Origin of the sequence: Bradyrhizobium sp. CCBAU 53338 (genome assembly GCF_015291665.1) — a bacterium.
In the GTDB taxonomy this organism is placed as follows: Bacteria; Pseudomonadota; Alphaproteobacteria; order Rhizobiales; family Xanthobacteraceae; genus Bradyrhizobium.
In genome coordinates this window covers 971,102-989,293 of the sequence record NZ_CP030048.1, presented here as the reverse complement: position 1 = coordinate 989,293, position 18,192 = coordinate 971,102, and the positions used below count along the sequence as shown (strand labels likewise).

Below are 18,192 nucleotides of genomic sequence, written 5' to 3'. Positions count from 1 at the left end.
ATTGTTGAATCACAGCCCCAGCACCGCCTTGGCGATGATGTTGCGCTGGATCTCGTTGGAGCCGCCGTAGATCGAGACCTTGCGGTTGTTGAAGTAGCTCGGCGCGATCTGGGCGGTCCAGTCCATCGCCTCGTTCGAGCCGTCGTCGCCGTGCACGTCGTAGGGCGCGGCGAACGGGCCGATCACTTCCATGAGCAGCTCGGTGGTGGTCTGCTGGATCTCGGAGCCCTTGATCTTCAGCACCGAGGAGGCCGGATTGGGCTTGCCCTTGCCGTGCTTGCCCTCGTCGGCGACGACGCGGAGCTGAGTCAGTTCGAGCGCCTTCAGCTCGATCTCGCACGCGGCGAGCTTCTCGCGGAACGCCGCGTCCTGGATGATCGGCTTGCCGCCGGATTCGACCTTGCCGGCGAGATCGCGGATGCGCCGCAACCGCTCCTTGGAGACGCCGACGCGCGCGATGCCGGTGCGCTCGTTGCCGAGCAGGAACTTGGCGTAGTCCCAGCCCTTGTTCTCCTCGCCGATCAGGTTCTCGTAGGGCACCTCGACGTCGTCGAAGAACACCTCGTTGACCTCATGACCACCGTCGATGGTTTGGATCGGGCGTACCGTGACGCCCTTGGATTTCATCGAGAACACGATGAAGGAGATGCCCATCTGCTTCTTGGCGCTGGCGTCGGTGCGACAGAGGCAGAAGATCATGTCGGCGTGCTGGGCGAGCGTCGTCCAGGTCTTCTGGCCGTTGATGATCCACTTGTCGCCCTTGCGCTCGGCCTTGGTCTTGAGCGAAGCGAGGTCAGAACCCGAACCCGGCTCGGAGAAGCCCTGGCACCACCAATCGTCGACGTTGGCGATGCGCGGCAGGTACTTCTTCTTCTGCTCTTCGCTGCCGAAGGTGTAGATCACGGGGCCGACCATGCTGACGCCGAAGGCGAGCGGCTGCGGCGCCGGGTAGGACTGCAGCTCCTCGTTGAAGATGTAGTGCTGCACCGAGGTCCAGCCCGTGCCACCATACTGCGTCGGCCAGTGGCTGGTGCCCCAGCCCTTCTTGTTGAGGATGCGCCACCACGTCACCATCTCGTCCTTCGAGAGATGGCGGCCTTCCACCAGCTTGCGCCGTGTATCCGGCGGCACGTTGTCGCGGAAGAATGACCGCACTTCCTCGCGAAACGCCTGCTCTTCTTTCGTGAATGCGAGATCCATCGGATCCTCCTGTGAATTACTGCAAAACTTCGAACAGACCGGCGGCGCCCATGCCGCCGCCGACGCACATGGTGACGACCGCGTACTTGGCCTTGCGGCGGCGGCCTTCGATCAGGGCATGGCCGGTCAGGCGCGCGCCCGACATGCCGTAGGGATGGCCGACCGAGATCGCACCGCCGTCGACGTTGATCTTCTCGGGGTCGATGCCGAGCTTGTCGCGGCAATACAGCACCTGCACCGCGAAGGCTTCGTTCAATTCCCAGAGGCCGATGTCGTCGACCTTGAGGCCATGACGCTTGAGCAGGCGCGGCACGGCGAACACCGGGCCGATGCCCATCTCGTCCGGCTCGCAGCCGGCGGAGACGAAGCCGCGGAAGATGCCGAGCGGGCTCAGGCCGCGCCTGGCGGCTTCCTTGTCGCTCATGATCACCGAGGCGCTGGCGCCGTCCGAAAGCTGGCTCGCATTGCCGGCGGTGATGGAGAACCCTTCGCCGCGCACGGGCTTGAGGCCGGCAAGGCCTTCAGCCGTGGTTTCGGGGCGCGGGCCCTCGTCCTGCGACAGCGTGACTTCCTTCATCGAGACCGTGCCGGTCGCCTTGTCGGTCACGGCCATCTGCGTCGTGATCGGCGCAAGCTCGTCCTTGAACTTGCCGCCCTGTTGCGCGGCTGCGGTGCGGCGCTGGCTCTCGAGAGAATACTCGTCCTGCTTCTCGCGCGAGATTCCGTAGCGCTTGGCGACGATTTCCGCGGTGTCGATCATGGGCATGTAGACCTCGCCCTTGATCTTGAGCAGCGCCGGATCCTGGGCGTGGAAGCCGTTCATCTTGTCGTTCTGCACGAGGCTGATCGACTCGCCGCCGCCACCCACCGCGACCTCGACACCGTCGAAGATCACCGAGCGTGCCGCCAGCGCGATGGCCTGGAGGCCCGAGGCGCACTGACGGTCGATCGTGGTGCCGGCGACGGTGACAGGCAGACCCGCGCGGAGCAGCGCCTTGCGCGCGATGTTGCCGCCGGTTGCGCCCTGCTGGAGGGCCGCGCCCATCACGACGTCCTCGATCTCCTTCGGATCGACCTTGGCGCGCGCGACAGCTTCGCCGATGGCGTGACCGAGCAGCGTGGCGCCCTCGGTGGCGTTGAGCATGCCGCGGTAGGCCTTGCCGATCGGCGTGCGGGCGGTGGAAACGATGACGGCGTCGGTCAAGAGCGACCTCCTGGTTGCGTTAGATGTGATGGCTTCTGCTGCTGGCGCAATTCGTGGCGCGACAGCTTTCCGACCGGCGTGCGCGGCAGATCGTCGACGAACTCGACCGCCGCCGGCAATTCGTGCTTGCCGACCTTGCCCGTGAGCTGCGCGCGCAGCTCGTCGAGCGAGAACGGCTTTGCGTCCGGCTTCAGCTTGATGAAGGCCTTTGCGGCCTCGCCCCGATACTGGTCGGGAATGCCGAGCACGATCACCTCGTGCACGCCCGGAACGGTGTAGATCGCCTGCTCGATCATCTGCGGATAGACGTTGAAGCCGCCGGAAATGATCATGTCCTTCTTGCGGTCGACCAGGAAGAAATAGCCGTCGCTGTCGACATAGCCGATGTCGCCGGTGAGGAAGCGGCCGTCGATGAAGGCCTCTGCGGATCCCGCCGGCTTGTTCCAGTAGCCCTTGGTGACGTTCGGGCCCTTGATGCGGATTTCGCCGACTTCGCCCGGCGGCAGCACCTTCGTGGGATCGTCCAGCGAGACGACGTCGAGCTCGATGCCGGGCAGCATCAAGCCGATCGAGCCCGGCTTTTCGGGACCGGTAGGCGGATGGCCGGTGCCGGGCGAGCAGGTCTCGGTCATGCCCCAGCCGCTCTTCAGCTTCTTGCCGACCTTGCGCTCGAAGAAGCTCGCGACCTCGACCGGCAGCGGCGCGCCGCCGGAGCCGATCGCGTTGAGCGAGGAGAAGTCGCGCTTGTCGAGATTGGGGAGGGCTGCGATCGCGATCCACATCGTCGGCACGCCGGGGAAATAGGTCGCGCGCTTGACCTCGATGTCCCGCATCACCGCCTCGACGTCGAAACGCTGATGGATCGAGATCAGATTGCCGCGGCGGAGCGATGACAGCAGCACGACGGTCAGCGCATAGATGTGGAACAGCGGCAGCACGCAGATCACGCGCTCGACGACGTCGCCGCGCGCCGCACGTGCCGGCTTGCCCCAGACGTCGTAGATCGACACGGCAGAGGAGAGATTGCCGTGCGTGAGCATGGCGCCCTTGGGCAGGCCGGTGGTGCCGCCGGTATATTGGAGCAGCGCGACGTCATCGACTGCAACCGCGGGCCATTGCGCCGGCAACGGCGCGCCCTCGACGAAGGCCTTGAAGGTGACGATGCGGGGATCACTTGGAATCGCCGCCTGCGGCGTGCCGACCTTGCCCCAGTCGTCGTCCTCGCAGACGACGAGGCGGTCGATCAGCCCCTTCTCCAGGAATTTCAGCGCGGTCGGCAGCAAGGCCTGCAGGTTCGAGGTGACCAGCACGCGCGAGCCGGAGTCGGAGACCTTGTGCGTCAGCGCGATCTCGCCGTCGAGTGGCGACAGATGCGCGACGCGGGCGCCTGCCTTCAGCGCGCCGAAGAAATTGACGGGATGGTCCGGCGTGTTGCCGAGGAACAGCGCGACGGAGGTGTTCTTGCCGCAGCCGGCGCGCAGGAACGCAGCGGCCGCGCGTTCGGCCATGGCGGCAAGCTCGGTATAGGTGATCGGACGATCGCGAAATTCGAGCGCGGTGCGCGGGCCGTAATTTGCGGCAGCGGTCGCGAGCAGGTCAGGCAGCGTGCCCTGGACGATGGTGTCGTCCCAATGCACGCCCTCGGGGTAAAACTGTTCGCCGGGATGGGTCATTGCTTCGTTACTTTGCACGTAAGGCAGGCACGGACGGATAGGCTCCCTCCCCCCTTGTGGGAGAGGGTTGGGGCGAAGGGTAGCCACAAGCTCTGCTCTCGCCCGGGGCTACCCCCCGCCATGCCCCTCCCCCACAAGGGGGGAGGGAACGGAGAGAGGCGTTGCCCGGAGCGCGACATCGCAGCAGCCACCGATCCGATCAAGCCGCCTTCGACGCCGCGGCCAGCGAGGCGAAGGTCTTGCCTTCGGCCGCGAGCTTCTTCAGCAGCGGGGCGGGCTCGAGGCTCGGGTCGTTGGTCTCCTTGGCGTAGAAGGCCAGGCGATCGGCGATGTGCTTGAGGCCAACGGTGTCGGCCCAGAACATCGGGCCGCCGCGGTAGATCGGCCAGCCATAGCCGTAGAGCCAGACCACGTCGATGTCGGAGGGGCGCGCCGCGATGCCCTCTTCGAGGATCTTCGCGCCCTCGTTGATCATCGGGTACATCATGCGCTCGAGGATCTCGTCGTCGCTGACGATGCGCTTCTTGCGGCCGAGGCGCAGCAGCGTCTCGTCGATCAGCTTCTCGACCTCGGGATCGGGCATCGGCGCACGGGAGCCGGCCTCATATTTGTAGTAGCCCTTGCCGGTCTTCTGGCCGAAGCGGCCGGCTTCGCACAGCGCGTCCGCGATCTCGGACTTGATGCCGCGGTCCTTGCGCGAGCGCCAGCCGATGTCGAGGCCGGCGAGGTCACCCATCGCGAACGGGCCCATCGGCATGCCGAACTTGGTGACGACGGCATCGACCTGCTGCGGCAGAGCGCCCTCGAACAACAGCTTCTCCGACTGCTTGCCGCGCTGGGCCAGCATGCGGTTGCCGACGAAGCCGTCGCAGACGCCGACCACGGCCGGCACTTTGGCGATCTTGCGGGCGATGCTGACGGCAGTGACCAGTGCATCCGGCGCGGTCTTGTCGGCGCGGACGATCTCGCACAGCTTCATGACGTTGGCCGGCGAGAAGAAGTGCATGCCGAGCACGTCCTGCGGGCGCTTGGTCGCCTTCGCGATCTCGTCGATGTTGAGGTAGGAGGTGTTGGAGGCAAGCACGGCGCCCGGCTTGACGTACTGGTCGAGCTTGCCGAACACCTCCTTCTTCACCGCCATGGTCTCGAACACGGCTTCGATGACCAGGTCGGCATCGCCGACGTTCTCGATGCCGACGACACCGTTGATCAGCGCCATGCGCTTGGCGGGCGCGTCAGCCGGGATGCCGCCGCGCGCCGCGGTCGCTTCCCAGTTCTTCTGCATGATGCCCATGCCGCGCTTGAGCTGCTCTTCGCCCGTTTCGATCAAGGTGACGGGGATGCCGGCATTGGCGAAGGACATCGCGATGCCGCCGCCCATGGTGCCGGCACCCAAAATGGCAACTCGGTTAACGGGACGCGACTTGGTGCCTTCGGGCACGCCTGCGATCTTGTTGGCCTCGCGCTCTGCGAAGAACGCATAGCGCTGCGCCTTGGACTGGTCGCTGGCGACGAGCTTGAGGAAACCCTCGCGCTCCTTCTTTAGACCTTCGTCGAATGGCAGGTCGATCGCCGCACCGACGGCGTCGGCCGCCGCGAACGGCGCTTCCAGGCCGCGCGCCTTCTTGGTCATGGCCGCGACCGCGTTGGTGAAGATCGAGCGATCGGCCTTCGCAGCAGCGATCTTGGAATCGTCGTCGCGCAGACGGCGCAGCGGGCGCTTCTCGGCCAGCAGCTTGCGCACGAAAGCTTCGCCGCCGGACGCCGGACCCTCGACGATCTCCTCGATCAGGCCGGCCTTGAGCGCTTCGGCGGCACCGATGGGATCGCCGCCGACGATCATCTTGACGGCGAGTTCGGGACCGACTGCGCGCGGCAGGCGTTGGGTGCCGCCGGCGCCCGGCAACAGGCCGAGCTTCACCTCGGGCAGGCCGAGCTTGGCCTCTTTCACGGCCACGCGGAAATGACAGGCGAGCGCGACCTCGAGGCCGCCGCCGAGCGCGGTGCCGTGGATCGCGGCCACGATCGGCTTCGGCGAATTCTCCATCTCGGCCAGCACTTCGTTGAGGCCCGGCGGCTTCGGCGGCTTGCCGAATTCGGTGATGTCGGCGCCGGCGATGAAGGTGCGGCCGGCACAGGTCAGCACGATGCCCTTGATCGCGGGATCGGCGACGGCGGCCTTGATGCATTCCAGAATGCCACCGCGGACTGCGGCACTCAGCGCATTGACCGGAGGGCTATTGACCGTGACGATCCCGACTTCGTCATGACGCTCAAGCTTGACCACTTCGCTCACGGTTTCCCTCCTTGGTGGGGCTTACTTTTGTTCGATTTCGCGGTGCGGAATTTAATTCCGCATCTTGACGGCAGGGTTATTTTGAAGCACGTGGCTTGTCAACGACTCCGCGCAAGAAGCAGATCAGGGATGAAGCGTACAGGAAAGAAGACTGCGACCGATCGGAATTTCGTCGTCGCGCTTTCCCGCGGGCTTGATGTATTGCGAGCTTTCCAACCGAGCGACGGACTTCTCGGCAATCAGGAGATTGCCTCCCGCACCAATCTGCCGAAGCCGACCGTTTCGCGGCTGACCTATACGCTGACGAAGCTCGGCTACCTGACACCGGTTCCCCGTTTCGAGAAATATCAGCTCGCGCCCGCCGCGATGGCGCTGGGTTACGCGGCACTCGCCAATCTCGGTGTTCGGCATTTGTCCGAACCGTTCCGCGAGGAAATGATGCGCGCGACGGGAGGTGCCGTCGCGATCGGCGGCCGCGATCGTCACAGCATGATCTATTTCGGACAGAGCCGCGGCAGCGAGACCGTCGGCGTTCAACTTGACGTCGGCTCTCGCGTGCCGATTGCAACCAGCGCGATGGGTCGCGCCTATTTCTGGGCGCTCGGCGAGGAGGACCGCGCTGAACTGTCGCGCGTCCTGCGCGAACATTACGGCAGCCGCTGGCCGAAGATGCGCGACGGCCTGGAGCGCTCCGGCGAGACCGTCGCCAAGCACGGCTTTGCGATCTCGGTCGGCGACTGGCACGACGACATCGGCGCCGCCGGCGTCGCACTCAAGCTCAACGACGGAACCGGACCTTATGCGTTCAATTGTGGCGCACCCGCATTCCGCTTCACGGAAGAGCGTTTGATCAACGACATTGGACCGCGTCTGCTGTCGATGGTAAGGAACATCGAAGCGGCACTTGGGGGTCTGATGCCGCCATCCAAAAAAGACGACAGCAAAAAGCTGAAATCAGGAGGAAAAGTTGCGCGCCTGGCCGAGGGGATCAGATAGCCATTGTCATAACGGGGAGCGGTTTGCATCGCCCCTTCGCCCACTGAACCGTGTGGGCGAGACGAGATGACGCAGGCACAGCTCGCGCAGGGGACATCGCCCCTGCTCGCGGTTCGCGACGTCAGCGTCGTGTTCGGCGGCATCGTCGCGCTCAACGGCGTGTCCTTCGACATGCACAAGGGCCAGATCCTCGGATTGATCGGCCCCAACGGCGCCGGCAAGACCACGCTCTTCAACTGCCTCTCGCGCCTCTACCAGCCGTCGTCGGGCGACATCCTGATGGAAGGCGCGAGCATCCTGTCGCGGCCGCCGCACCGGATCGCCGAGATCGGCATCGGCCGCACCTTCCAGAACGTGGCGCTGTTTCCGAACCTGTCGGTGATGGACAATGTCCGCGTCGGCACCCACGCCCGCACCTCCAGCGACATCATCAGCGACTCGCTGCGGCTCGCCTGGATTCGCCGCGGCGAGAGCAGCGTGAACAAGAAGGTGCACGAGATCCTCGCTTATCTCGGTCTCGAGGACGTCGCCCACACCACCGTCTCCGGCCTGCCCTTCGGTACGCAGAAGCGCGTCGAGCTGGCGCGCGCGCTGGCGGCAGACCCGAAGATCCTGCTGCTCGACGAGCCCGCCGGCGGCCTCAACCACGAAGAGGTCTACGTCCTCGGCGACCTCATCCGCAAAATCCGTGACGAGCGCCACATGACCGTGCTGCTGGTCGAGCACCACATGGGCCTCGTGATGTCGATCGCGGACCACGTCGTCGCGCTGAATTTCGGCAAGAAGCTCGCGGAAGGCACGCCCGCCCAGGTGCAGGCCGACCCCGACGTCATCAAGGCCTATCTCGGGAGCAAGGACCAATGACGACGCTGCTCAACGTCAAGGACCTGCGCGCCTATTACGGCCAGGTCCAGGCGCTCCACGGCCTCTCCTTCTCGCTCAGCGAGGGTTCGCTGACGACGCTGCTCGGGGCCAACGGCGCCGGCAAGACCACGACGCTGCGGGCGATCTGCAACATGGTACGCTCCACCGGCGGCATCGAGTTCGACGGCAAGCCGCTGAACAACCGGTCGACCGAGAGCATCGTGCGCTTCGGCATCGCCCACGTGCCGCAGGGCCGCGGCACCTTCACCACCATGACGGTGGAGGAAAACCTGCAGCTCGGGGCCATCACCCGCAAGGACAATGCGGGCATCGTCTCCGACATCGAGCGCATGTATGCGCATTTCCCGGTTCTGAAGCAGCGGCACACCCAGCAGGCCGGGACGCTCTCCGGCGGCGAGCAGCAGATGCTCGCGGTCGCGCGCGCGCTGATGCTGCGGCCGCGCCTGATGCTGCTCGACGAGCCGTCCTTCGGCCTCGCGCCGCTGGTGGTGCGCGACCTGTTCGGCATCCTCGGCAAGATCAACCGCGAGGACAAGGTCTCGATCCTGGTGGTCGAGCAGAACGCCCAGCTCGCGCTCGAGCTCGCCGACCAGGCCTATGTGATCGAGACCGGCCGTATCGTGATGTCCGGCAACGCCAAGGACATCGCGAACAACGAAGACATCCGCAAATCCTATCTGGGTTACTGAGGAGCCGGCACGATGGACCTTTTTACCAACCAGGTGCTGGCCGGCATTGCCACCGGTGCCATCTACGCCTGCATGGCGCTCGCCGTCGTCATGATCTACCAGGCAATCGACCATCTCAACTTCGCGCAGGGCGAGATGGCGATGTTCTCGACCTTCGTGTCCTGGCAATTGATGCAGTGGGGCGTGCCCTATTGGGGCGCATTCGTGATCACGCTGGCGTTCGCCTTCGTCGGCGGCATCGTGATCGAGCGCGTCCTGTTCAAGCCGCTCGCCAAGGCACCGATCCTGACCAATGTCGCAGGCTTCATTGCCCTGTTTTCGATCATCAACTCTTCGGCCGGCCTGATCTGGGACTTCACCATCAAGCAATATCCGACCCCGTTCGGATCCTCGCCGTTCCTCGGCAGCCAGCTCATCTCGACCCACCAGGCGGGCATGATCGGCGTCACCGTGCTGCTCTTGATCGGCCTGTTCTTCTTCTTCCAGTACACGCGGATCGGACTTGCGATGCGGGCCGCCGCCTCGCTGCCTGAATCGGCCCGTCTCGTCGGCATCAATACGAGCTGGATGATCGCGCTCGGCTGGGGCATGGCCTCCGCGATCGGCGCCATTGCCGGCATGCTGATCGCTCCGGTCGTGTTCCTCGAGCCCAACATGATGGGCGGCGTATTGCTCTACGGCTTCGCCGCGGCCGTGCTCGGCGGATTGACCAGCCCGTTCGGCGCCGTGGTCGGCGGCTTCCTGGTCGGCATCTTCGAGAACCTCGCCGGCACCTACATCCCCGGCGTCGGCAACGAGCTGAAACTTCCGATCGCGCTCGCGCTGATCATCTCCGTCCTGGTCGTCAAACCCGCTGGTCTGTTCGGCCGGCACATCGTCAAGCGAGTTTGATCATGAGCGCAGCAGAAGAAGTCGTCGCCGAAGGCCACGAGGCGGTCGAAGCCGTTCCGAAGCGGGCCATGACGCTGGGCACAGGCACCTCGGTGGTGGTGCTGTTGCTTCTCATCGCCGTTCCCTTGTTCGCGAAGAACTTCGTGATCTTCCAGCTGACCCAGCTCCTCTATCTGGGTCTCGCCGTGCTGGCCCTGAACATCCTGACCGGCGGCTCCGGCCAGTTCTCGCTCGGCCAGAGCGCGTTCTACGGCATCGGCGCCTACATCACCGCGGTGATGATGGAGCAGTTCAACATCCCCTACTTCCTCTGCCTGCCGGTCGCGGGCGTGCTTTGCTTCGGTGTGGGCTTCCTGTTCGGCCAGCCGGCGCTGCGGCTCTCCGGCGTGTACCTTGCGCTGGCGACCTTCGCACTGGCCACCGCGATGCCGCAGCTTCTCAAGCTGAACTTCCTCGAGCCGTGGACCGGCGGCGTGCAGGGCCTCGTCGTCACCAAGCCCGACGCGCCGTTCGGCCTGAAGATGTCGCAGGACATGTGGCTGTACTACTTCACGCTCGTCGTCGTGCTCGCGATCTACGTCGCCTCGGTGAACCTGCTGCGCTCCCGCTCGGGCCGCGCCTTCATGGCGATCCGCGACAACGAGATCGCGGCCTCCGCCATGGGCGTCAACGTCGCGCTGTACAAGACGCTCGCCTTCGGCGTCTCCGCCGCCATTACCGGCGTCGCAGGCGGCTTGAGCGCCATCGCGGTGCAGTTCGTCGCGCCCGACAGCTTCACCATCACGCTCGCGATCCAGCTGTTCCTCGGCATGGTCGTCGGCGGCGTCGGCTGGCTGCCAGGCTCGATCGTGGGCGCGGCCTTCATCATCTTCGTGCCGAACATCGCGGAAGGCATCTCCAAGGGCCTCTCCGGCGCCGTGTTCGGCGTGCTCCTGTTCCTCGTCATCTACCTCGTGCCGCATGGCGCGAGGCAACTCGCGATCCTGGGCCAGCAACTCGCAGGCAGGCTCAGGAAAAACTGACCTCATCGTCAAGACTGTCGCTTTAACCAAGGAGACCCAATTGCCTTTCGGAAGAACACTGCGAACCGCCGCACTTGCAACGGCGGTCGCGACACTCGCCTCCAGCGCTGCCCTCGCCCAGAAGAAATACGACACCGGCGCGTCCGATACCGAGATCAAGATCGGCAACATCATGCCGTACAGCGGTCCGGCGTCGGCTTACGGCATCATCGGCAAGACCGAAGAAGCCTATTTCAAGATGATCAACGACAAGGGCGGCATCAACGGCCGCAAGATCGTCTACGTCACCTATGACGACGGCTATTCGCCGCCAAAGGCCGTGGAGCAGGTCCGCAAGCTGGTGGAGAGCGACGAGGTGCTCGCCGTGTTCAACCCGCTCGGCACGCCCTCGAACACCGCGATCCAGAAGTACCTCAACGCCAAGAAGATCCCGCAGCTGTTCGTCGCCACCGGCGCGACCAAGTGGAACGACCCGAAGAACTTCCCCTGGACCATGGGCTGGCAGCCCTCCTACCAGAGCGAAGCGCAGATCTACGCGAAGTGGCTGATGAAGGAGAAGCCCGACGCCAAGGTCGCGATCCTCTACCAGAACGACGATTTCGGCAAAGACTACCTCAAGGGCACCAAGGACGGTTTCGGCGCCAAGGCTGCGTCCGCGATCATCATGGAGGAGAGCTACGAAGTCTCCGAGCCGTCGATCGACGGTCACATCGTCAAGATCAAGGCCGCCAATCCGGACGTGCTCTTGATCTATACGACGCCGAAATTCGGCGCCCAGACCATCAAGAAGACGGCCGAGCTCGGCTGGAAGCCGCTCCAGATCATCACCAACGTGTCGTCCTCGGTCGGCAGCGTGATGAAGCCGGCGGGCTTCGAGGCCGCACAGGGCGTGCTGTCGGCGACCTACGCCAAGGACGGCAGCGATCCGCGCTGGAACGACGATGCCGGCATGAAGAAATGGATCGCGTTCCTCGACAAGTACATGCCCGGTGTCGACAAGACCGACTCCAGCGTCGTCTACGGCTACGGAGCCGCCCAGACGCTGGTCAAGGCGCTGGAACAGTGCGGCGACGATCTCACCCGCGCCAATTTGATGAAGCAGGCGGCAAGCCTGAAGGATTTCGAGCCGGACACCCTGCTGCCCGGCATCAAGATCAACACCGGACCGACCGACTTCGCCCCGATCAGCCAGTTGCAGATGCAGCGCTTCAAGGGCGAGAAGTGGGAACAGTTCGGCGACATCATGAGCGGTGACGTAGCCCCGGAATAATCGTCGTCGCCATAGTCCAGGCCGACGAAGCCCCCGCGAGCCATCGCGGGGGCTTTTTGTTGACGCCGAGCATCAAACTTGTTCAATGCGACGCCGATCCAGTTGGGGTAGGAGAGCAATGGCTGCCGTTCGATTTCAGGTTGCGACGCTTTCGGTCGCATTCGCGTTGTGCACTGCGATGAGCAACCCCGCACTGGCGCAAAAGACCTACGACAGCGGCGCTTCCGATACCGAGATCAAGATCGGCAACATCATGCCCTATAGCGGCCCTGCCTCCGCCTATGCCGCGATCGGCAAGGCCGAGGAAGCCTATTTCAACAAGATCAATGCCGAGGGCGGCATCAACGGCCGCAAGATCAAGTTCATCTCGTATGACGATGCCTATTCGCCGCCGAAGACGGTGGAGCAGGCGCGCAAGCTGGTCGAGAGCGACAACGTGCTCCTGATCTTCGGCTCACTCGGCACCTCCACCAACGGCGCCATCCGCAAGTACATGAACGAGAAGAAGGTGCCGCAATTGTTCGTGGCGAGCGGCGCCTCGAAGTGGAACGATCCGAAGCAATATCCGTGGACCATGGGCTGGCAGCCGAGCTACGCGAGCGAAGCCAAGATCTATGCCAAGTACATCATGAAGGAGAAGCCGGACGCAAAGATCGGCGTGCTCTTCCAGAACGACGATTTCGGCAAGGACTACCTCAAGGGGCTGAAGGACGGGCTCGGCGACAAGGCCTCGATGATCGTGATGGCGGAGCCCTACGACACCTCGGAGCCTGCCGTCGACGAGCACGTCGTCAGGCTGAAGACCGCCGGCGCCGACGTCTTCATCAGCATCACCACGCCGAAATTCGCAGCCCAGGCCATCAAGAAGGCGGCCGAGATCAATTGGCACCCGATCCACATCGTCTCCAACGTCTCGACTTCGGTCGGCGGCGTGATCGAGCCCGCAGGCTACGAGATCTCGCAAGGCATCTTGTCGGCGAGCTACGTCAAGGACGGCTCCGATCCGCAATGGAACGCCGATGACGGCATGAAGAAATTCTACGATTTCATCGCGCAATACGATCCGAAGGGCAACAAGCTCGATGCCGGCGTGGTGTTCGGCTATGCCGCCGCTCAGACCATGGTGAAGGTGCTGCAGATGTGTGGCGACAACCTCACCCGCGACAATGTCATGAAGCAGGCGGCGGCGTTGAAGGATTTCGCGCCCGATACGCTGCTGCCGGGCATCACGATCAACACCACACCCGACGATTTCGCACCGATCAAGCAGCTCCAGATGATGCAGTTCAAGGGCAAGGCGTGGGAATTGTTCGGCGACATCATTTCGAGCGACACCAGCCACTGACGGCAACTCAGAATAGTTCGACATCCCTCTGGCAACTCAAGACCGTCTCGTCCTTTCGCAGTTGCACAGGCGTCCCTGACTACTAAAGACGCAGCCCCTGCGACCACGTCGCGGGGGCTTTCTGTTGAAGCCCTCAGGCAAATCGTATTGAATTGCGGCTGCGCGGCTCAAAAACAATCACGGCAAGAAAAGGAGCGCACACACACAAAGAAAATAGGGAGATTGGAATGCCCGCTGTCACCGGCAAGCTTGCGGCCGCGTCACTCGCGCTCGCGCTCATCGCGGCCACGACGTCCACTGCGTCGGCCCAGAAGAAATACGATACCGGCGCGACCGATACCGAGATCAAGATCGGCAACATCATGCCCTACAGCGGACCGGCCTCCGCCTACGGCATCATCGGGCGGACCGAAGCCGCCTATTTCAAGAAGATCAACGACGAAGGCGGCATCAACGGCCGCAAGATCAACTTCATCTCCTATGACGACGCGTACTCGCCGCCGAAGACGGTGGAGCAGGCCCGCAAGCTGGTCGAGAGCGACGAGGTGCTGTTCATCTTCAACTCGCTCGGTACGCCGCCGAACTCGGCGATCCACAAATACATGAACACCAAGAAGGTGCCGCAGCTGTTCGTGGCCACCGGCGCCACCAAGTGGAACGACCCGCAGAACTTCCCGTGGACGATGGGCTGGCAGCCCAACTACCAGAGCGAGACGCAGATCTACGCAAAGTGGCTGCTCAAGCACAAGCCGGACGCCAAGATCGCGGTGCTCTACCAGAACGACGATTACGGCAAGGACTATCTGAAGGGCCTCAAGGACGGCCTCGGCGCCAAGGCGTCCTCGATGATCGTTGCGGAGGAAAGCTACGAGACCTCCGAGCCGACCATCGATAACCACATCGTGAAGCTCAAGTCGACCGGCGCCGACGTGTTCATGAACATCACGACGCCGAAATTCGCCGCGCAGGCGATCAAGAAGAACGCCGAGATCGGCTGGAAGCCGCTGCACTTCCTCAACAACGTCTCCGCATCCGTCGGCAGCGTGATGAAGCCCGCCGGCTTCGAGAACGGCCAGGACATCATCTCGGCCGACTACCTCAAGGACGTGTCGGATCCGGAATGGAACAACGATCCCGGCATGAAGGATTTTCTCGCCTTCATGGGCAAATACTTCCCTGAGGGCGACAAGCTCGACAAGGGCACCATCGTCGGCTACGCGGTGGCGCAGACGCTGGTGGCCGTGCTGAAGAAGTGCGGCGACAATCTCACGCACGAGAACATCATGAAGCAGGCGGCAAGCCTGAAGGACTTCCGCACCGAGGCGCTGCTGCCGGGCATCAAGATCAACACCGGCCCGAACGACTTTGCACCGATCAGCCAGCTCCAGCTCGAGAAATTCAAGGGCGAACGCTGGGAACTGTTCGGCGACGTGATCAGCGCCGACGCCGGCGGCTAAGCGCTATCTGAATTGCGACGCTAATGGCCCCCTGCGATCATCTCGCAGGGGGTTTTGCCAGGCGCCGATTATCATCACGCGATTGCACAATCGAATGATGGTAAAGCCTGCTTACCCTTTTGCGCCCGATGCGCTAGGCAGGGGCATGGCGACGTTCTCGCCACAGCTCTAGTCTGCTCACGAGTCTGCCGAAGGCCATCGTCATGACCGACCGACGCCCCCTGCTCCGCGCGCTCTACGACGCCGCCGTTGCCGCCGCTCATCCGAGCACGATCCTCGCACCTCACCTGCGTCCGGCGCCCAAGGGGCGCGTGATCTGCCTTGCCGCCGGCAAAGGCGCCGCAGCGATGGCCGCGGCTGCGGAGCGGCACTACCTCGACACGCTCGAACTCGCGCCGGAGCGGCTCGTCGGCATCGCCACCACGCGCCACGGCTATGGCGTGCCGACGCGCCGCATCCGCGTCGTCGAAGCCGGTCATCCCGTCCCTGACGAGGCCGGCCTCAAAGGCGCGGCCGACACGCTCGCGCTGGCGGGGGAGGCTGGGCCTGACGATCTGCTGCTGGTGCTGCTCACCGGCGGCGGTTCGGCGAACTGGATCGCGCCGGTGGACGGCATCAGCTTCGCGCAGAAGCAGGCGGTCAACAAGGCGCTGCTGCGCTCGGGCGCACCGATCGGCGAAATGAATATCGTGCGCAAGCATCTCTCGCGGATCAAGGGCGGACGGCTCGCGCGCGCCGGCAAGAACGCCGCCGAGATCGTGACGCTCGCGATCTCGGACGTGCCGCATGACGATCCCTCCGCGATCGCCTCGGGCCCGACCGTGCCCGATCCGACCACGCTCGCGGACGCACGCGCGATCGTCGCAAAGTACAAGCTCGCGATCGACGATGCCGTAGCCCGCGCGCTCGACGATCCCGCCAATGAAAGCTGCAAGCCGGGCGACGCCGCCTTCGCCCGCGCGCATTTCGAACTGATCGCGCGGCCCAAGCAGTCGCTCGACGCCGCGGTGAAGCTCGCGAAAGACGCCGGCTACGAGACCATCGATCTCGGCGCCGATCTCGAGGGCGAGGCGCGCGAGGTCGCCGCCGGTCACGCGAAACTCGCGCTTGCCGCGCGCGCGCAGGGCAAGCGCGTCGCCATCCTCTCCGGCGGCGAGCTCACGGTCACCGTGCGCGGCAACGGCCGCGGCGGCCCCAACCAGGAATACGCGCTGGCGCTGGCCGCTCTGCTGAAGGACACGCCCGACATCTCGGCGCTTGCCGGCGATACGGACGGCGCCGACGGCGGCGCCGGCCATCCCACCGATCCCGCCGGCGCGCTCATCGACGCCGCGACGTTTGCGAAGATGAAGGCGCAGGGGCTTCAGCCGCAGGCCTATCTGGACAACAACGACGCGACGACGTTCTTCGAGGCGACGGGGGATCTGCTGACGCCCGGCCCGACGCTGACCAATGTGAACGACGTCAGGGTGATCTTGGTGGATTGAGGCGCCTGCCTGCCCGCCGCCATGGCCGGGCGCGTCAAAACTCGTTGGCGATCTTCGATAGCATCTCCAGCAGCGCCTCGCGGTTGGCCTGCCCGAGCAGTTCGTTGAGCCGCGACTCGTGCTTGGTGGCGACGAGCTTCTTGGCACGCGTCAGCACGGCCTTGCCCTTGTCGGTCAGCACAAGAATGTGCGAGCGGCGGTCGTTGGTGGAGCGGATCCGGGCGCAGAGATCGCGGCTCTCGAGATTGTCGAGCATGGCGACGAAATTCGGCCGGAGGATGCCGAGGGTGGAGGCGATCTCGGTCTGGTTACGCCCGGGGTTCTTCTCCACCAGCAACAGCACCGAGAACTGCGCCGGCGTCAGCTGGAGCGAGGCCATGCAGCGCAGAAAATTCTCGAACACCTTGAGCTGCGCCCGCTTCAGCACGTAGCCGAGCTGCTCGGAGAGTTCGCCGAGCTGGAGGGCTTCGGGCACGCCTTCGGGCGCATCCTTGCGCCCCTTGGTCGCATCGGACGCCTTTTCGGAGGACTTTTCGGCGGTTTTGGAAACGGTCATCGCCTCGTGCTCGTAATCCCGCTAAATTCGGGACGGGTCGTCCGCCCACCCTTGATGTTATATTTGATAATTGTTATGGACCATATCAAATATCGTCAGCGTAGATCAATGGCTGTGAACGGACCATCCACCGCAATCGCGCAGGACCGGTCCGGATCTTAAGGGGGAGCGTCCGGTCTTGAACACCACCATCATGCTGTTCCTGCTGCAGGACGGCATCACCAATGGCGCCATCTATGCGCTGCTCGGCCTGGCGCTGGTGCTGGTGTTCGCCGTCACCCGCGTCATTCTCATCCCCCAGGGCGAGTTCGTCACCTATGGCGCGCTGACCTATGCATCGCTGGCTTCCGGCCAGATGCCCGGCACGGCCCAGCTGGCGCTGGCGATGGGCATCGCGGCCTGCGCCTTCGACCTGTTCGTGGCCCGCAAGACGCTGCATGGCCGGCTGATCCTGCGCAGCGTGCTCGCCAACGTCGTTCTGCCGGCCATCGTGCTGGCGCTGACGATTTACTTCGCAGCGCAGAAGCCGCCGGTCGCGATCTGCATCGCGCTGTCGCTGGTGATCGTCGCCATGATCGGGCTCTATCTCTACCGCATCGCGTTCCAGCCGCTGGCACACACTTCGGTTCTGGTGCTGCTGATCGCCTCGGTCGGCGTGCATCTGGCGCTTCAGGGGCTGGGCCTGCTGTTCTTCGGCGCCGAGGGCCAGCGCGGACCTGCGGTGCTCTCCGGCGCCTTCACGGCGGGCTCGCTGCGCTTCACCGGCCAGAGCCTCACCGTCTATGGCATCACCATCGCCTTCATCGTCGGGCTCTGGCTGTTCTTCGGCCTGACGCTCTACGGCAAGGCGCTGCGCGCCACCGCTGTCAACCGGCTGGGTGCACGGCTTGCCGGCATCCGCACCACGCTATCGGGCCAGATCGCCTTCCTGCTGGCGTCCGTCATCGGCGCGCTGTCGGGCATCATGATCGTGCCGATCACGACGCTCTACTATGACAGTGGCTTCCTGATCGGCCTGAAGGGCTTCGTCGCGGCGATCATCGGCGGCCTCGTCAGCTACCCCCTCACCGCCGTCGCGGCCCTGTTCGTCGGCATCGTGGAGGCTTTCTCGTCCTTCTATGCCTCCAACTACAAGGAGGTGATCGTGTTCATGCTCCTCATCCCCGTGCTGCTGCTGCGCTCGCTCGCTGCGCCCGCGGTCGAAGAAGAGAAGGACTGAGG

15 protein-coding genes are annotated in these 18,192 nt (G+C 64.3%); 10 read left to right on the top strand and 5 right to left on the bottom strand.

Features of this window, described 5'->3' with window-relative positions; genetic code table 11:
- Positions 1 to 9: 9 nt before the first annotated feature.
- The 4 genes from pimC to XH90_RS04765 all read right to left on the bottom strand — a co-directional run bounded on the left by pimC (position 10) and on the right by XH90_RS04765 (position 6,373).
- Positions 10 to 1,200: a pimeloyl-CoA dehydrogenase large subunit gene (gene pimC, locus XH90_RS04780; RefSeq protein ID WP_194479455.1), complete on the bottom strand. Its 1,191-nt coding sequence runs from the start codon at positions 1,198 to 1,200 to the stop codon at positions 10 to 12.
- A gap of 16 nt (positions 1,201 to 1,216) precedes the next feature.
- The gene (locus XH90_RS04775; protein WP_194479454.1) at positions 1,217 to 2,404 is read right to left on the bottom strand and encodes an acetyl-CoA C-acyltransferase; all 1,188 of its coding nucleotides are present in this window, start codon (positions 2,402 to 2,404) and stop codon (positions 1,217 to 1,219) included.
- Positions 2,401 to 4,077, bottom strand: coding sequence for a dicarboxylate--CoA ligase PimA (gene pimA, locus XH90_RS04770; protein ID WP_194479453.1), 1,677 nt, complete (start codon positions 4,075 to 4,077; stop codon positions 2,401 to 2,403). The genes XH90_RS04775 and pimA overlap by 4 nt, the downstream gene beginning before the upstream one ends.
- A 199-nt stretch (positions 4,078 to 4,276) precedes the next feature.
- Positions 4,277 to 6,373: a 3-hydroxyacyl-CoA dehydrogenase NAD-binding domain-containing protein gene (locus XH90_RS04765; protein ID WP_194479452.1), complete on the bottom strand. Its 2,097-nt coding sequence runs from the start codon at positions 6,371 to 6,373 to the stop codon at positions 4,277 to 4,279.
- Between the two features lie 129 nt (positions 6,374 to 6,502).
- On the opposite strand from XH90_RS04765, the gene XH90_RS04760 reads away from it, so the two are divergent.
- From XH90_RS04760 to XH90_RS04720, 9 genes are all read left to right on the top strand, one after another.
- Positions 6,503 to 7,369 (top strand): IclR family transcriptional regulator, encoded by an 867-nt coding sequence (locus XH90_RS04760; protein ID WP_194482591.1) that lies wholly within the window; start codon positions 6,503 to 6,505, stop codon positions 7,367 to 7,369.
- Between the two features lie 66 nt (positions 7,370 to 7,435).
- Positions 7,436 to 8,233 carry an ABC transporter ATP-binding protein gene (locus XH90_RS04755; RefSeq protein WP_194479451.1) on the top strand — a complete coding sequence of 266 codons (798 nt, stop codon included), beginning with the start codon at positions 7,436 to 7,438 and terminating at the stop codon, positions 8,231 to 8,233.
- Complete coding sequence (locus XH90_RS04750; protein WP_194479450.1) at positions 8,230 to 8,943, top strand: ABC transporter ATP-binding protein; 714 nt, start codon at positions 8,230 to 8,232, stop codon at positions 8,941 to 8,943. The genes XH90_RS04755 and XH90_RS04750 overlap by 4 nt, the downstream gene beginning before the upstream one ends.
- 12 nt (positions 8,944 to 8,955) lie before the next feature.
- Positions 8,956 to 9,834, top strand: a complete 879-nt coding sequence (locus tag XH90_RS04745) for a branched-chain amino acid ABC transporter permease (RefSeq protein WP_194479449.1) — start codon at positions 8,956 to 8,958, stop codon at positions 9,832 to 9,834.
- 2 nt (positions 9,835 to 9,836) lie between these two features.
- On the top strand, positions 9,837 to 10,856 hold the full coding sequence (locus XH90_RS04740) for a branched-chain amino acid ABC transporter permease (protein WP_194479448.1): 1,020 nt from the start codon (positions 9,837 to 9,839) through the stop codon (positions 10,854 to 10,856).
- 40 nt (positions 10,857 to 10,896) lie between these two features.
- On the top strand, positions 10,897 to 12,126 hold the full coding sequence (locus tag XH90_RS04735; protein ID WP_194479447.1) for an ABC transporter substrate-binding protein: 1,230 nt from the start codon (positions 10,897 to 10,899) through the stop codon (positions 12,124 to 12,126).
- Positions 12,127 to 12,244: 118 nt separating this feature from the next.
- Positions 12,245 to 13,471: an ABC transporter substrate-binding protein gene (locus XH90_RS04730; RefSeq protein WP_194479446.1), complete on the top strand. Its 1,227-nt coding sequence runs from the start codon at positions 12,245 to 12,247 to the stop codon at positions 13,469 to 13,471.
- A 227-nt stretch (positions 13,472 to 13,698) separates the two neighbouring features.
- Positions 13,699 to 14,928, top strand: coding sequence for an ABC transporter substrate-binding protein (locus XH90_RS04725; RefSeq protein WP_194479445.1), 1,230 nt, complete (start codon positions 13,699 to 13,701; stop codon positions 14,926 to 14,928).
- 203 nt (positions 14,929 to 15,131) lie between these two features.
- Positions 15,132 to 16,415, top strand: coding sequence for a glycerate kinase (locus XH90_RS04720; RefSeq protein WP_194479444.1), 1,284 nt, complete (start codon positions 15,132 to 15,134; stop codon positions 16,413 to 16,415).
- Positions 16,416 to 16,449: 34 nt separating this feature from the next.
- On the opposite strand, the gene XH90_RS04715 is transcribed toward XH90_RS04720, so the two are convergent.
- A complete protein-coding gene (locus XH90_RS04715; RefSeq protein ID WP_194479443.1) occupies positions 16,450 to 16,971 on the bottom strand; it encodes a MarR family winged helix-turn-helix transcriptional regulator in 522 nt (173 codons plus the stop codon).
- A gap of 178 nt (positions 16,972 to 17,149) precedes the next feature.
- On the opposite strand from XH90_RS04715, the gene XH90_RS04710 reads away from it, so the two are divergent.
- Positions 17,150 to 18,190 (top strand): branched-chain amino acid ABC transporter permease, encoded by a 1,041-nt coding sequence (locus tag XH90_RS04710; RefSeq protein ID WP_194479442.1) that lies wholly within the window; start codon positions 17,150 to 17,152, stop codon positions 18,188 to 18,190.
- The last annotated feature ends 2 nt before the right edge of the window (positions 18,191 to 18,192 follow it).

Bases quoted from the DNA above. Each gene is read 5' to 3' on its own strand.
- pimC (WP_194479455.1), bottom strand. From the start codon at position 1,200: ATGGATCTCGCATTCACGAAAGAAGAGCAGGCGTTTCGCGAGGAAGTG.
- pimA (WP_194479453.1), bottom strand. From the start codon at position 4,077: ATGACCCATCCCGGCGAACAGTTTTACCCCGAGGGCGTGCATTGGGAC.
- XH90_RS04760 (WP_194482591.1), top strand. From the start codon at position 6,503: ATGAAGCGTACAGGAAAGAAGACTGCGACCGATCGGAATTTCGTCGTC.
- XH90_RS04755 (WP_194479451.1), top strand. From the start codon at position 7,436: ATGACGCAGGCACAGCTCGCGCAGGGGACATCGCCCCTGCTCGCGGTT.
- XH90_RS04750 (WP_194479450.1), top strand. From the start codon at position 8,230: ATGACGACGCTGCTCAACGTCAAGGACCTGCGCGCCTATTACGGCCAG.
- XH90_RS04745 (WP_194479449.1), top strand. From the start codon at position 8,956: ATGGACCTTTTTACCAACCAGGTGCTGGCCGGCATTGCCACCGGTGCC.
- XH90_RS04740 (WP_194479448.1), top strand. From the start codon at position 9,837: ATGAGCGCAGCAGAAGAAGTCGTCGCCGAAGGCCACGAGGCGGTCGAA.
- XH90_RS04730 (WP_194479446.1), top strand. From the start codon at position 12,245: ATGGCTGCCGTTCGATTTCAGGTTGCGACGCTTTCGGTCGCATTCGCG.
- XH90_RS04725 (WP_194479445.1), top strand. From the start codon at position 13,699: ATGCCCGCTGTCACCGGCAAGCTTGCGGCCGCGTCACTCGCGCTCGCG.
- XH90_RS04720 (WP_194479444.1), top strand. From the start codon at position 15,132: ATGACCGACCGACGCCCCCTGCTCCGCGCGCTCTACGACGCCGCCGTT.
- XH90_RS04715 (WP_194479443.1), bottom strand. From the start codon at position 16,971: ATGACCGTTTCCAAAACCGCCGAAAAGTCCTCCGAAAAGGCGTCCGAT.